Source organism: Psychromonas sp. MB-3u-54, from assembly GCF_002836415.1.
GTDB lineage: Bacteria > Pseudomonadota > Gammaproteobacteria > Enterobacterales > Psychromonadaceae > Psychromonas.
Genome location: NZ_PJBP01000114.1, coordinates 17,690 through 30,949, shown reverse-complemented (window position 1 = coordinate 30,949; position 13,260 = coordinate 17,690). Strand labels below are relative to the sequence as shown.

The 13,260-nt window shown below is 41.9% G+C and carries 12 protein-coding genes; 3 read left to right on the top strand and 9 right to left on the bottom strand.

Going from position 1 to position 13,260, the window contains the following annotated elements:
* Positions 1–176 precede the first annotated feature (176 nt).
* The 4 genes from CXF72_RS05945 to trhO all read right to left on the bottom strand — a co-directional run bounded on the left by CXF72_RS05945 (position 177) and on the right by trhO (position 5,640).
* Positions 177–899 (bottom strand): hypothetical protein, encoded by a 723-nt coding sequence (locus tag CXF72_RS05945; RefSeq protein ID WP_101037687.1) that lies wholly within the window; start codon positions 897–899, stop codon positions 177–179.
* Between the two features lie 82 nt (positions 900–981).
* On the bottom strand, positions 982–2,640 hold the full coding sequence (locus tag CXF72_RS05940) for an alkaline phosphatase (protein ID WP_101037685.1): 1,659 nt from the start codon (positions 2,638–2,640) through the stop codon (positions 982–984).
* A 9-nt stretch (positions 2,641–2,649) separates the two neighbouring features.
* Positions 2,650–4,233, bottom strand: coding sequence for an alkaline phosphatase (locus tag CXF72_RS05935; protein ID WP_101037683.1), 1,584 nt, complete (start codon positions 4,231–4,233; stop codon positions 2,650–2,652).
* A 420-nt stretch (positions 4,234–4,653) separates the two neighbouring features.
* The gene (gene trhO / locus CXF72_RS05930) at positions 4,654–5,640 is read right to left on the bottom strand and encodes an oxygen-dependent tRNA uridine(34) hydroxylase TrhO (RefSeq protein ID WP_101037681.1); all 987 of its coding nucleotides are present in this window, start codon (positions 5,638–5,640) and stop codon (positions 4,654–4,656) included.
* 307 nt (positions 5,641–5,947) lie between these two features.
* On the opposite strand from trhO, the gene CXF72_RS05925 reads away from it, so the two are divergent.
* Together CXF72_RS05925 and CXF72_RS05920 are read left to right on the top strand one after the other, a co-directional pair.
* Entirely contained in the window at positions 5,948–6,367 is a 420-nt protein-coding gene (locus tag CXF72_RS05925) for a hypothetical protein (RefSeq protein WP_101037679.1), read from the top strand.
* Positions 6,368–6,669: 302 nt separating this feature from the next.
* On the top strand, positions 6,670–7,584 hold the full coding sequence (locus CXF72_RS05920; RefSeq protein ID WP_101037677.1) for an aldo/keto reductase: 915 nt from the start codon (positions 6,670–6,672) through the stop codon (positions 7,582–7,584).
* A gap of 147 nt (positions 7,585–7,731) precedes the next feature.
* Here CXF72_RS05920 and CXF72_RS05915 read toward each other — a convergent pair whose 3' ends face one another.
* The 3 genes from CXF72_RS05915 to CXF72_RS05905 form a co-directional block, all read right to left on the bottom strand.
* Positions 7,732–8,322 (bottom strand): DUF2057 family protein, encoded by a 591-nt coding sequence (locus CXF72_RS05915; RefSeq protein WP_101037675.1) that lies wholly within the window; start codon positions 8,320–8,322, stop codon positions 7,732–7,734.
* Between the two features lie 168 nt (positions 8,323–8,490).
* The gene (locus CXF72_RS05910) at positions 8,491–9,429 is read right to left on the bottom strand and encodes a porin (RefSeq protein ID WP_101037673.1); all 939 of its coding nucleotides are present in this window, start codon (positions 9,427–9,429) and stop codon (positions 8,491–8,493) included.
* Positions 9,430–9,799: 370 nt separating this feature from the next.
* Complete coding sequence (locus CXF72_RS05905; RefSeq protein WP_101037671.1) at positions 9,800–10,432, bottom strand: LysE family translocator; 633 nt, start codon at positions 10,430–10,432, stop codon at positions 9,800–9,802.
* A 196-nt stretch (positions 10,433–10,628) separates the two neighbouring features.
* Between CXF72_RS05905 and mobB the strand changes: the two genes are divergently transcribed.
* A complete protein-coding gene (mobB, locus tag CXF72_RS05900; RefSeq protein WP_101037669.1) occupies positions 10,629–11,156 on the top strand; it encodes a molybdopterin-guanine dinucleotide biosynthesis protein B in 528 nt (175 codons plus the stop codon).
* Between the two features lie 33 nt (positions 11,157–11,189).
* Here mobB and CXF72_RS05895 read toward each other — a convergent pair whose 3' ends face one another.
* A complete protein-coding gene (locus CXF72_RS05895; RefSeq protein WP_101037668.1) occupies positions 11,190–11,990 on the bottom strand; it encodes a Cof-type HAD-IIB family hydrolase in 801 nt (266 codons plus the stop codon).
* Positions 11,991–12,219: 229 nt separating this feature from the next.
* On the bottom strand, positions 12,220–12,939 hold the full coding sequence (locus CXF72_RS05890; RefSeq protein WP_101037666.1) for a tRNA-uridine aminocarboxypropyltransferase: 720 nt from the start codon (positions 12,937–12,939) through the stop codon (positions 12,220–12,222).
* Positions 12,940–13,260: the final 321 nt, after the last annotated feature.

The window sequence follows — 13,260 nt, the reverse complement described above, 5'->3', positions numbered from 1 at the left end:
CACCTACTCTCGGAACTGAGCCTTTAGGCTCGGCATTTTTTATTTTTCTGAGATGGCGTTTGGTATTATTGGTAGGGTGCATTCTATGCACCGCAAACAGCGATAATCGGTGCGCAGAGCGCACCCTACGGTAGTAAGCTATCTTTAGCAGAAAGCTGATAGCTGATAGAGAAATCTTACATATGATCCCCATCTGCATTATAAAAACCGCTATGGGAGTGTTCGATAAAACCCTGGTTGATCATCTTGGCTAAAAAGGGATCGGCTTCGTTATCTCCAATATCCGCGTAGTCGGTTAACTGGTAGTGTTCACGTTTATCGTGATTTTGTTGCACCTTTTTTGAGTCTGTAATTAATTCTGTTAACTGCCAGACAGTAAGCTGTTTGCCTTGCCTAATGGTTAGCTTAGTCGGTAACTGATAGTGCGGATTCCAGTTTAATAGAATTTGTGTTTGCGCTGCTTGCTTGCTTCGATAAACAATGTTTTCAGCGCAACCTGTATTGATGCTTTTTACTTTTTGCAGCTGTTCAAGTAAAAAAGGGGCGATCATTCGATATTTACTGAGCCAATGGTTGGTATTCTGCTTGAAATCCGGCATATCTGCAGCCTGGTATTCGATGCCTCTTTCAAATTGATCAAAATAACGCGTTAATTTAATTCTCTGGTTGCTTAATAAGCGCCATTTTTCACTAACAGCCTGCGCTGAATAGGTATAAATAACCTGCTTTGGGCTGCGCCAAAGTTGCAGTGTTTTTTGTTGTGCGGTATTTTTACCGTTCGATTGGCTGTCGGTTATTTGATAGATAGCGCCAACATTTTGGAACTCTTCCTGGCATAATTCTGCACTGTGAGTGGTGAATGAAATAAGGAGAAAAAATAAAACCGTTAGTCTCTTCAAAATATGATCCTGAAATAATAATGAAGGGGCAAAAGCCCCTTTGATAATGACAAGCTAAAAAATAGGCTTTGCTCAGTTTGTCTTACGGTAGTTTCTGATCGGCCTTAGTAACCAAGTCTCCGGCAAAGTCCATGATATGAAATAGAAGACTTTGTTCGTAGTTACCGCTGACCAAGTGTGCGCCGGGACCCGATGCGAACACTGCGACATCTTCACCTGAATGTGTTTCAGAAGATAATGGAACCAGTGCTTCCTGGTGGAATCCGCTGTTGCTCGTATCAATATTACTTAAATCCACTCGTCCTGTTACCGGAGCATCAGCATAGCTCTCATCTGCATCGGTAACCCCTGGGCCTAAATCTCTAAAGCCGAGTCCGTTTGTGTAACCTACTGTAGTGTAAGGAAGATCATCTGCCGCTAAAGCGGGCTGTGTTTTTCCTATGCTAACCACTTTACCTAAAATAGGATTGCCACGCTTAGGATATCCGGCAATGGTAAACACATGGCCATGGTCGGCGGTGACAATAATCAATGTCTCTTCCGGATTGCTGTTTTGCATCGCAAGCTTAACTGCGTTGGATAATTCAATCGTATCGGTTAAGGCGTTATAAGCACTGCCGGCATGGTGGGCATGGTCAATACGACCCGCTTCGACCATTAAAAAGTAGCCCTGAGTATTATTGTCAAGAATCGCCATCGCTTTTTCGGTCATTTGTGACAGCGAAGGTTCGCCAGAGATATCGTTACTTCTATCTGCTTCGTAGTGCATATGTGATTCATTAAACAGGCCAAAAACACGCTCAGTATTTTCAGTGTCTATGGCATCAAAGCCCGCCTGGTCAAAGATATATTGCCCATTGCTATAGGTATCTTGCCATTCCTGGGTTAGATCCCGACCGTCGCTGCGGTCACCTTCTGTTGAACTGACTGCATCGGGGCTATTAAAATTAGCATCCTTGGGTAAGAAATGTCTGCGACCGCCGCCCATGACCACTTCAAGACCATTGACATCGATCCCGTTATAGCGTGCTTCAAGGTTAGCTTCAAAGTTAACCAGTTGATCCGCGATATCTTTACAACCCTCTGTAATAGCGGCTGCTGGCATATCGGAAATATCTTCCCAATTACGATCTGCAGATTTTGCGTAAGTGGCTGCCGGAGTGGCATGCGTTATCCGGGCGGTGGAGATGATCCCCGTTGATTTACCCGCGATTTCGGCAAGCTCCAGTGCGCTGACCAGTTCGTTGCCTGCGGCACTTGTACATTCTCCACGAATGACTTGTTCACCTACACCGATAACGCCTTTATCGGTCTTAACGCCGGAAATAATAGCGGTCATGGTTCCGGCTGAATCGGGTGTTTGCGCATCGACATTGTAGGTTTTGGCAAATCCTGTAAAAGGCATGTTTTCAAAGCTAAGGCGGTTTTCTTCTCCCAGCATTCCTTTGTTTTGGCCTTCTAAAATCCGCGCAGCTGTTAGTGTGGAAACGCCCATACCATCACCAACAAATAAGATGACATTTTTGGCTTGTCCGCGTGTTTTAACGATATTATCGATCTGTGCTTGCGCATTTTTAACTTGCTGCTGGCCATCTATATACCATGCAGAACTGCTGTTTTCAGTGATTTGTTGCTTTGATAATTGCTGTGTTTCTTGCAAATTATTACACGCGCTTAACGCGAGTACGGCAACAGCGATTAGACTCGGTTTAAATAGACTTATGTTATTGTTAGTTTTCATATCGTTACCTTATTCCTTGCCAACTAAATCTAATGCGTTTTCGATAATGTGATAAATCACGTTCTGTTCAATATTTCCCTGGGTCAACTGCGCACCGGGACCTTTCGCATATAAAGCGACGTCTTCACCGGAATGGGTTTCTGAACCAAGGGGCACAGTCGCTTCCTGATGAAAGCCGCTACTTTCGGTATTAACCGCATTTAAATTCACACGTCCGGCAACAGCATCGCTGTCGTAGGTAACGTCAGCATTGGTTTCCGCGCCTAAATCGCGAAAGCCTTTGCCATTGCTGTAACCTAAAGTGGTATAAGGTAAGTCATCATTTGCAAGGGCCGGGCTATCACTGCCGATACTCACCACTTTACCAAGAATAGGGTTACCGCGTTTCGGGTAGCCTGCGATGGTAAATACATGACTGTGATCAGCGGTGACCATAATTAAGGTTTCTGCCGGATTGGTTTGTTTGATCGCCTGCTGTACCGCTTCACTTAACTCAATAGTGTCAGTCAATGCACCCGCCGCATTACCCGCATGATGAGCGTGATCGATACGACCCGCTTCTACCATTAAGAAATAACCTTGATCGTTATTATCAAGGATATTGATTGCTTTGCCGGTCATTTGTGAAAGTGAAGGCTCTCCGGCAATATCATTAGTCCGATCCGCTGCATACTGCATATGTGACTCGTTAAACAAACCGAGAACATGGCTGCTGCTTTCCGTGTCGATAGCATCAAAACCGCTTTGCTCATAGACATAGGTGCCGTCTTTATAAATGCCTTGCCATTCACTGGTTAAATCACGCCCGTCGGTGCGATCGCCCTCTTTTTCACTGCTTGCGTCGGTACTATTAAAGGCTGCGTCTTTAGGTAAAAAATGACGTCGACCACCGCCAAAGAGCACTTCAATACCATCAACATCGAGACCTGGAAAACGGGTCTCTAGATTACTTTCATAGTTAACTAATTGATCGGCTATATCTTTACAGCCGGCTTTGATCGCGTCATCGGGCATATCTGAGATATCTTCCCAGTTACGTTCAACCGATTTGGCATAAGTTGCAGCCGGGGTTGCGTGGGTAATACGTGCGGTAGTGACGACACCTGTCGCCAAACCTTTTATTTCGGCCAGGTCGACAATGCTCACCAGTTTGTTATTGGCCATAGTAGAGCAGTCACCGCGCTGTACATTTTCACCTACGCCAATCACGCCTGCATCGCTCTTAACACCTGACATCATAGCGGTCATAGTGCCGGCGGAGTCAGGCGTCTGCGCATCGACATTGTAGGTTTTAACTAATGCTGAATAGGGGAATGTTTCAAAACTCAGTTGATGCTCTTCACCGGGATTACCTGATAATTGACCTTCGAGAATACGTGCCGCTGTTAGCGTGGAGATACCCATTCCGTCACCAACAAAGAGAATGACGTTTTTTGCACGCTTTTGGTAAGTCTGTTGCAGTTTTTCGGTCATTTCACTATTAGCACTTTGAAACCAAGTGTTTTTTTGATTCTCTGGTACTACTCCAGCTGAAACGCTCGAGCTGATTGCTAAGGTCACTAAAGTCGACACTAAGCTTTTACGGACATCCATATCATCACTCCCTTGGAAGGTCTTTTAGCGACTACTTTGTTGTAGTTGCTTTGAAATTTACAATAATTTGAGCGCAATTGTGCCGCAATATTGTGGCAGTATTATTACAGAATTGTTGCGCTTAGATTAAATGACCGAATATATTCCCGATAAAAGCAGGGGCCAAACTTTTTCATCAATAATCGCTTAATTGTATTGCTAACGGCAAAGACTAAATTTGATGATTTTCTATTTATTTAGGCGGATGACAGAGGATGCAGGAAAGCCGTTGAACCGATAAGGGCAGTAAATTTTTTATGAGAGCATTTTTTTCAATACAGGATTATCACGGAACATGCCCTTTTTAGTAAAGAGGGCAATGTTCCGGATATTTTTTTAGCAGGTAAAGATGCACGTTAAGGGCATAGAATCAGTCTGCGCTTATTTCTTTGCTTTGGCTCTTTGTGCTTGTTTAACCGCTTGTTTTTTAATACGATTATTTTCCAGCTGGGCAACAGCATCGTTGCCGATATGGGTTTGTCCGCGTTGTTTGGCTAAAATAACCTGTTTTTCTCGTTGCGCAAAACGCTGTTTTTGTTCAACAGTTATGTGTTCATGGCATTGATGGCAGCAAATACCTTCCTGATACTTATCGGATTCTTTATCGGCTTCGGTAATCGGTAAACGGCAGCCATGACATTGGTCATATTGACCTTTTTCCAGCTGGTGATTTACCGAAACACGATTATCAAAGACAAAACATTCACCCTGCCACATGCTTTCTTCCTGCGGCACTTCTTCAAGGTATTTTAATACCCCGCCCTCAAGGTGATAAACTTCATCAAAACCCTGCTCTTTTAAATAAGCAGTGGATTTTTCACAGCGAATGCCACCGGTACAAAACATCGCTACTTTTTTATTGACGGCAGGATCCAAGTTATCTTTGACGTATTGCGGAAACTCTCTGAAGTTGGTCGTTTTAGGGTCTACGGCATTTTTAAAGGTGCCAATACTGATTTCATAATCGTTACGCGTATCGACTAAAAGCACATCGGGATCGCTGATTAAAGCATTCCAATCTTTTGCTTTGACGTAGCTACCGGCCGTTCTTTTCGGATCGATACCCTCAATGCCCATGGTCACTATCTCTTTTTTGAGCTTAACTTTAGTACGATAGAAGGGGTTTTCCGGAGTAAAAGATTCTTTGGTGGTGAGCTTATTCAATCTTGGATCTGATTTTAACCAGGCAATCAGCGTATCAATATTTTCCCGGCTTCCGGCCACCGTGCCATTGATTCCTTCTTGAGCTAACAATAAAGTACCTTTTATATTGTTGTCTTGCATGCTCTTTAATAACGGTGCTTGAATCTCTTGATAATTGTCTAAAGTAACAAAACGATATAACGCACAGACGACTGTATTTGACATGGATTTTCCTCGTAGCTAACTGAAACGTAAATTCAGGGCTTGGGTTGAATAGAGGCACTATTATACGAAGATTTATTAAGTCTGTAAGCAAATCCTTGATGATTTTTTAAAACTATTTCTACGGGCTTATCTGCTTGACTGGTGGTGTGTTAAAAAGGTGCTAATATATTAATTGTTATGGGCGTTAGCCCTATGTTTAATGTGAAAAATAGTGTCAAAATGGATGATGCGCTAGATAAACAAGATCCCGCATTTAATCTGTCTGCAATAGAATAAAAAATCAAACATTTTTTAACGGGGAATAACAATGAAAAAATTAATCATGAGTTTCATCTGCACGCTAAGCTTATTAACCGCCGCGACGTCAGCAAATGCCGCAAACGAAACTAAAGTCGGCTTTGGTTTTGATCAGGGATTTGGTATTGCGGGGCAGTTTAATAATCTCAATGGCTTTGTTGGTAATGATGGTATTAGTGGCGATTATTTGCTTAAACAGGGTATATTTACCCAAAAGATACCCTTTAATTATTATCTTGGGGGCGGCGCATTTTATAAGTGGCATAAGGATGATGTTTTTGGTTTACGCGCGCCACTCGGCCTGACGCTGCCTTTTGCTCCGCAATTTGATGTGTTTGCACAGATCTCTCCCAATATAGGCTACAAAGAAGAAAAAGAGGAATTACGTTTTGCTTTGAGCGCCGCGATAGGTGTACGTTATGCGTTCTAACTAAGTGCAAGGCAAGCCCTAAAGTTAGGCATTAAAAGGAGCTGTGAAATACTGTTATAGCTGCTTTACACTGCTAATCGGCAAATAAGTCTATTTGATAAGAGATGCTAATCCCAAAAATCAAGTCAGCCTGACTCTGTCGTTCAATAAAAATTAACAGGGCGAAAGCCCTTTTTTTGTGTCTGTAGCACCCAATGTTAGGTTTTGTTACAAATCAGACCGGGCAATAAACTCTTCCCAAAATTGAAAGTGCTAGAATGGCTGACGGATTTTTTGTCTATTCTGTTTTTTCTGGAGTATATATGAGTACAGTTAACAAGGTATTGATGGCGCCCGATGGGCCCGAATTCTCGCAACTTGTTCAGGGTTACTGGCGCCTTGGTTCATGGGATATGGATAAGCAGGCGCGTTTAACCTTTCTTAAGCAGCATATCGAAATGGGGATCAGCACGGTTGATCACGCGGCTATTTATGATGCAGGACACTGTGAGACTCTATTTGGCGAGGCATTAAAGCTCGATCCTTCTATTAGAGAGCAAATTGAAATTGTTTCAAAATTTGGCATTAATGGTATTGCGAGCAGTCATACTGAAAAACGCGTTTCTCATTATGACTGCAGTAAACAGGGTATTTTAGCGTCCACAGAAAACTCTTTACGCCGTTTAGGGGTCGAGCAGTTGGACGCATTGTTAGTGCACCGGCCTGATTTTTTGATGGATGCGGACCAGGTAGCCGAGGCATTTAATGAACTAAAACAGAGCGGTAAAGTGAAACACTTTGGGGTGTCCAATTTTACCAGCTCGCAGTTTGATTTATTACAATCTCGCTTGCCTGCAGCACTGATAACCAATCAGGTTGAATTTAACCCCATTAACTTTGATGTGGTGGCGGATGGCACTTTGGATCAGCTGCAGCAGTATCGGGTGCGTCCAATGGCATGGTCATGTTTAGCCGGTGGCACTATTTTCAGTGCACAAACGCCGCAGGCCAAACGTTTACGTGCAACCCTATCTGAACTTGGCGAAGAGTTAGGTGCAGATTCAATTGATCAGGTGATTTATGCCTGGATATTAAAACATCCGTCAAATCCGGTGGCCTTATTAGGGACAGGTAACACTAAACGTGTCAAGGATGCGGCGAATGCGTTAACCCTGAAAATGAATGCGGAACAGTGGTATCGTGTTTGGGTCGCATCAAAGGGTGTGAATGTGCCCTAGAAGGGATAATCCCAATTTACTTGAAGATGCAGATGCCTGCACCTTCAGTAAATTGGACAAAAATTAGAGGTATTTGAAAACAACTTTGAATCAGACCCTAAAGCGTAAAAGAGGCTTTACTACTGCCCTTATTATTAAGTATTAAGCTTACTGTGCTTTTTTCCATTTCTCAAAAGCGCTAATTTCTTCTGCTGTTGCTTTGGAGTACCAGTATTTTAACTGCGCAACAACCTTGCTTTGTTCGGCTGTCTTCTGCTTAGCAATTTGGGTTGATGATAATTTTTCCAAATGTCCGGCAGCAAAATAAAGGCCATTTTTTTCATTATAATGGCTGACTAACCCGGCAATATCAGCATAAGGCAGGCTTTTGGACAGGGCGGGTAAAAGTATTTGCTCTATATGCACTGCATTCGACTCGGCGTGGAAAATCGGCTGGCCCTGTTTCTCTGCCGCTAGGACAGTTTTATATCTGTTTGATACCATCATCAGGTGCAGATCAGCCTTAGCCGTAAAAGTTAACAGGTAGGGTCTAGACTGAAAATGTTCTTTTTGCCCTTGCTCTCTTAATTTCCCATCAAACCTGATCGCAATTTGATTTTGGCCTTTAATAAGCTCATAAGGACCAGAGGATACTTTTTCATTATTAACGCTATAGACACTAATACCCTGCACTACCTCAAGGGTATAAGCGCAAGCCAGCCCGGGCAGTAGCAGAATAAATAAGAGAAGTTTTTTCATTTTTTTTGATTCCAAATTCAGATAATCACAGGGCGACAATAACCCACAAACAGACTTGCCGCAACGAATACCAAGCGGATTAGGCGGTTTTAAAAGGCAAAAAAAACCAGTGCTAAATTAGCACTGGTTTTATATTTTAAAACTATATTTTAAACTATGTTTTACAGATTAGAACGTGTAATAAACACCGGCAACAAACTGTGATGCTTGAAGAGCGTCATCTTGATCCGTGTCGCTGTATTCAACAAATGTGGTGATATTTGCAGTCACGTCGCGAGAAACACCCGCATACCAGTGATTGAGATCAGTATCTGTACCATCAAAATCTTGCATTTGGTACGAACCGTATAGCGTTGCAGGAGCAAAGGCATAAGATGCTGATAGGGCTGCCGTAGTGAAATCTACACCACTATCTTTGTCATTGTCAGTGTAAGTCAGCGCTGCATATAAAGCATCAACCACGACGGAAGCAGAAACACCCATTGACTCTACTGTGTCACCGTTAAGGTAAGCTACACCGATAGTGAAATTTTCTCTTGCATAGTCAGCAGACAGTGCATAAATATCACCAACAGCCACGCCTTCAACAAGTGTATCACTTGCAAAAGAGTAGTTAGCAGACAGATCTACCGGGCCAAGAGCTTTTTGATAACGAACCGCTCGGCCATCAGTTTCTGAATCAGAGTAAATCGCATCATATTCATTTAATTCGCTAGATACTTCTGTTTTTTCCATCAGCGCGAATGAACTGCCCGTTTCACCTACTTTAAGGGTACCAAAGTTACCCGTAACACCCATCCAGGCATCATCAACGACAACTGCAGTGCCGTCGCCGACTTCAACTTCAAAAGAGCCCATAGCGGTGACACTATCAGAAATTTCAGTAGAGAGATCAAATTGCAGGTTAGCCCAAGTGCTAATAACGCCATTCTCGTCTACTTCAGTCTCAACACCAGTACCTTCTTTGTCGAAAACTTTGTAATATGCGTCGAGTTCACCGGACATTTTTACCGTTGTATCTGCAACTTCATAAAGTGTTGCTGCTTGTGCTGACGTTGCAAGTAATGCAGAGATGATTGCAGGTAGGATTGCTTTATTCATAGTCATGATTATTTCCCTTTTTTTATAATAAAATTCTGTTACACAAAATCCTTTGATAACAGTCTATTCTTGCGTCGGCAGTAAAAAATGGTGGTTTTTTATTGTTCTAATGACAATTTTTTCCGTTCCATTATTGTTATAAGGCAAAAACTGCGCCAACTAATAACGAATTGCCGATACATTACCAAAATTTATTTTTAATGCATTGTAAAATAAAGGAATAGTTTATTTTTTGGGATGGACTTAACAATATTGTAATCCTTTTGTAAAGTTCAAAAGATAATCAATGAAAATTTGATCAGGATCTAATGAGTGCAGTATGATCATACTTGGTGCATCTGCTCTACCCATTTATCAATGTGCAGCTGATACTCAGCTACAGCATTAAGGCGAGTTTTGCGGCAAATAACAGTAATATGCCTCCCATCAGTCGTTCAAAAATATAACCGTGGCGAACAAATTTTGTCCGCACACTCTGCTGAGAGAAAAATAATGATACCAGCGAGAACCACAATGCCGTGGTCAGCGCTATCCAGAGACCATAGATACTTTGTACGGCTATGGGTGTATCAGTACTGACGATCGCAGTAAAGATCGCCAAAAAAAACAGGGTCGCTTTAGGGTTTAATAAATTGGTCATAAATCCCAGCATAAAAGCGCCTTTGTGGTGATTGGAGTCTGTATCAATGACCACTTGATGGTCTGTCTGCTTTTGAGGTTTGCTAAGCAGCATATTAAAGCCGATATAACTCAGGTATAGCGCACCGGCAATTTTAGCGACCATCAAGGCTGTTTCCGATTGTGTAATAATAAAACCTATACCCAGTAAGGTATAAAGTACATGTATTGAAATACCTGTACCTATGCCTAAACTTGTGATCAGTGCACTTTTACGGCCACAGCTGATACTTTGACGGATCACCACGGCAAAATCTGGCCCCGGTGCAATAACGGCGAGAAAGTGCACTAAGCTGAGCATTAAAAATTCATCAATGTAAGGTGCGATCATTGTTTCTCCAAAAGGGCATTTAGACTGGTATTATTTAAATATTGAGCTCAATAAATCTGTATAGAGCTGGTCAGTCAATCCGTTGATATTTTATATAACCTATGGTTATAGTTTCGTTTTTTACTAATTTAAAGCTAAGTTAATAGCGCTGTAATATAAGCGCCTAATACATTCAAATTTAAGGTAACTGATATAAATGTACTCGATAGAAAATTTTCCGAAAGTGATACTTGGCTTTTCAGCCTATAGTGGCACAGGCAAAACCACATTAATTGAAAAGTTGATCCCACTATTGATAGCGGAAGGGATCAATATAGGCTTGATTAAGCATAGTCACCACAATATTGAAATGGATAAACCCGGAAAAGACAGTTATCGTTTACGTAAAGCCGGTGCTTCCCAAGTGGTACTGGCATCACCTTATCGAAGCATTATTTTTAAGGAGAGATTGCAACAAACTGAGCCTAATTTAACGGAACAGTTAAATTGTTTAGATCTTAACAACTTAGACTTAGTATTAGTTGAAGGTTTTAGGTATGAAAAATTCGCCAAAATTGAGCTGCATCGGCCAAGTTTGGGCAAACCCTTACTTTACCCCCATGATTCAAGCATTATTGCGCTTGCCTCGGATCAGGCCTTAGCAACATCACTGCCGGCATTAAATATCAATGATATTGAGCAGATAAAAGTGTTTATACTTGAATACTTGTCTTTAAAAAGTTAAATCCTCAATCTGTAAAAAAATAGATCTGCTCGCTTATTTGAGCAGATGTTTGACCAGATAATGGGCAACGGCCTGATCATCACAGTGACCTATGATCTCATTACCGGGTAAGGCTGATTTTACTTTATGGTGTGCACTTCCCATTATTACCCCTTTTCCCGCCATAGAAAGCATTTCAAAATCATTCATGCCATCACCAAAAGCGATACAGTCTTTTAATGCATAACCTTTCATTTTAGCGATAGCGTCAAGAGCATGTCCTTTGGAAACACCGGCGTCCATCATTTCAAGGCAGTTGGGGGAAGAAAAAGTGACATGAGTCTGGCCGGCAAATGCCGCTTTGATTTTATTTTCCCAGATAACCAGTTTTTCGTGGTTTTGATCCTGGTGTTTTATAAAAATTTTAGCGATATTCTCCAACGGAGGATTGTTTATATCAAATAGCCCGTATGAAAAATTTTCCTGTGTGCAGGGATTGTTAGGGTCCTCTTTACTGATTAGCCAGTCATCATTACGGTAGAGATGAACTTGAATTTCCAGATCGCTTCGGAACATTTCCATCATGCCGGCAATGACTTCCGGTGCTATATTTCGCTTGAAAATTATTTCATTTTCGCAGTTATGCACACGCGCGCCATTGGAGGTGATCATAAACGCCGGAATGCCCAGCTGTTCGCGCATATGTGCAACATCAATATGATGACGACCCGTTGCAAAAATAAAATCAGTGCCTTGGCTATGCAGTTGCGTCAATACCTGTTTAGTGAAGGGCAGGATCTGGTGTTCCGATGTCAGTAGCGTACCATCGAGATCTGATGCTGCAATCTTGTACATATAAATTCTCGAGTAGAGGGATAGTATTTGTCTATAATACTCAACCTTCTTAACTTCAAAAGCAACTTGAAAATCTTTTCTAAGTCATTTAGCAAATAAATGCCAGATTTGATAAGCAGCTAACCCACTCATTTTCTATTTATTGATGCGCTTGCAATAAAGGCACACCATTTTCCGTGCGCTCCTACGGCAAAGGCTTGGCTTAGCCGTAAATCTGTACAGGGTAGGGTTAAGATTTTAAGGCTTTCTGCAGACGAAACTGGGTGGCATTGTCCGTTAATCGTTTGCTTTCTTTACCTAATATATAGTTCTCGGTGAAGGTTTCAAATAACAGATTCATAATAGTTGAATTTTCGCTTTCCCCAATAAAGTCTAAAACGCACCCGGCCACCTCTGCCGTTGCAAGTTGATTTTTTTTAACCGCTTTGCGTATTAAATAGCGTGACAGAGTGTCCGGTGAAAAGGATAAAACCGGAAAGGTATTTAAGTAAGGGCTTTTACGAAACATTTTTTTCGCTTGAGCCCAGCTTGCATCTAATAAAATAAACAAGGGGCGCTTGCCGTAGGCAGGAGTCTGATATTCTGACAAAAGACGCTCGGGTGTGCTGTACTCGGCCGGGAAGATAACGATCGGCATCCACTTGGGATCCTGCAGTAAATCCAAAAGTTGCTGGTCCGGCTGAGTGCGCGACCAAATATAGGCAAAAGTATCGGGAATTAAGTCTGCAACCAATCGTCCGGTATTACTGGGTTTTAATATTTCATCATCATACATTAACAGCAAAAATGCGCTGTTTGTATTGACGGGTTTTTTTATCGCACAAATACATAAATAGGGTAATAACATGCAGTTTACGCAACGTATTGCCTTGCATCCCCGGGCTAAAAAGGGGCGGGTGGATTGGGCAAGTCGGTGCTGATAAAGTTGTTGGATAGCATGGATGCGCATTAAGTTATTAACCTGTTTTTAATCATAAATAATAAGAAGAGGGGATTATATACTCGAACTATTTAAATTGTCATATTAAGAGATGGGTGAGGATAACCTGTTTTGATTATACAAAGGGCGGATTATATAGCCGGACTGTTTGAATCGTTATATTCAAGCATGGGTGAAGATAACCTGTTTTGATTATACAAAGGGCGGATTATATAGCCGGACTGTTTGAATCGTTATATTCAAGCATGGGTGAAGATAACCTGTTTTGATTATACAAAGGGCGAATTATATATCCGGACTATTTAAATCGTCATATTCAGGCAGTCTGTT

Coding starts and splice junctions, on each gene's coding strand:
- CXF72_RS05920 (WP_101037677.1), top strand. CDS start 6,670: ATGAGTACAGTTAACAAGGTATTGATGGCGCCCGATGGGCCCGAATTC.
- mobB (WP_101037669.1), top strand. CDS start 10,629: ATGTACTCGATAGAAAATTTTCCGAAAGTGATACTTGGCTTTTCAGCC.
- CXF72_RS05925 (WP_101037679.1), top strand. CDS start 5,948: ATGAAAAAATTAATCATGAGTTTCATCTGCACGCTAAGCTTATTAACC.
- CXF72_RS05895 (WP_101037668.1), bottom strand. CDS start 11,990: ATGTACAAGATTGCAGCATCAGATCTCGATGGTACGCTACTGACATCG.
- CXF72_RS05940 (WP_101037685.1), bottom strand. CDS start 2,640: ATGAAAACTAACAATAACATAAGTCTATTTAAACCGAGTCTAATCGCT.
- CXF72_RS05890 (WP_101037666.1), bottom strand. CDS start 12,939: ATGCGCATCCATGCTATCCAACAACTTTATCAGCACCGACTTGCCCAA.
- CXF72_RS05910 (WP_101037673.1), bottom strand. CDS start 9,429: ATGACTATGAATAAAGCAATCCTACCTGCAATCATCTCTGCATTACTT.
- CXF72_RS05935 (WP_101037683.1), bottom strand. CDS start 4,233: ATGGATGTCCGTAAAAGCTTAGTGTCGACTTTAGTGACCTTAGCAATC.
- CXF72_RS05915 (WP_101037675.1), bottom strand. CDS start 8,322: ATGAAAAAACTTCTCTTATTTATTCTGCTACTGCCCGGGCTGGCTTGC.
- trhO (WP_101037681.1), bottom strand. CDS start 5,640: ATGTCAAATACAGTCGTCTGTGCGTTATATCGTTTTGTTACTTTAGAC.
- CXF72_RS05905 (WP_101037671.1), bottom strand. CDS start 10,432: ATGATCGCACCTTACATTGATGAATTTTTAATGCTCAGCTTAGTGCAC.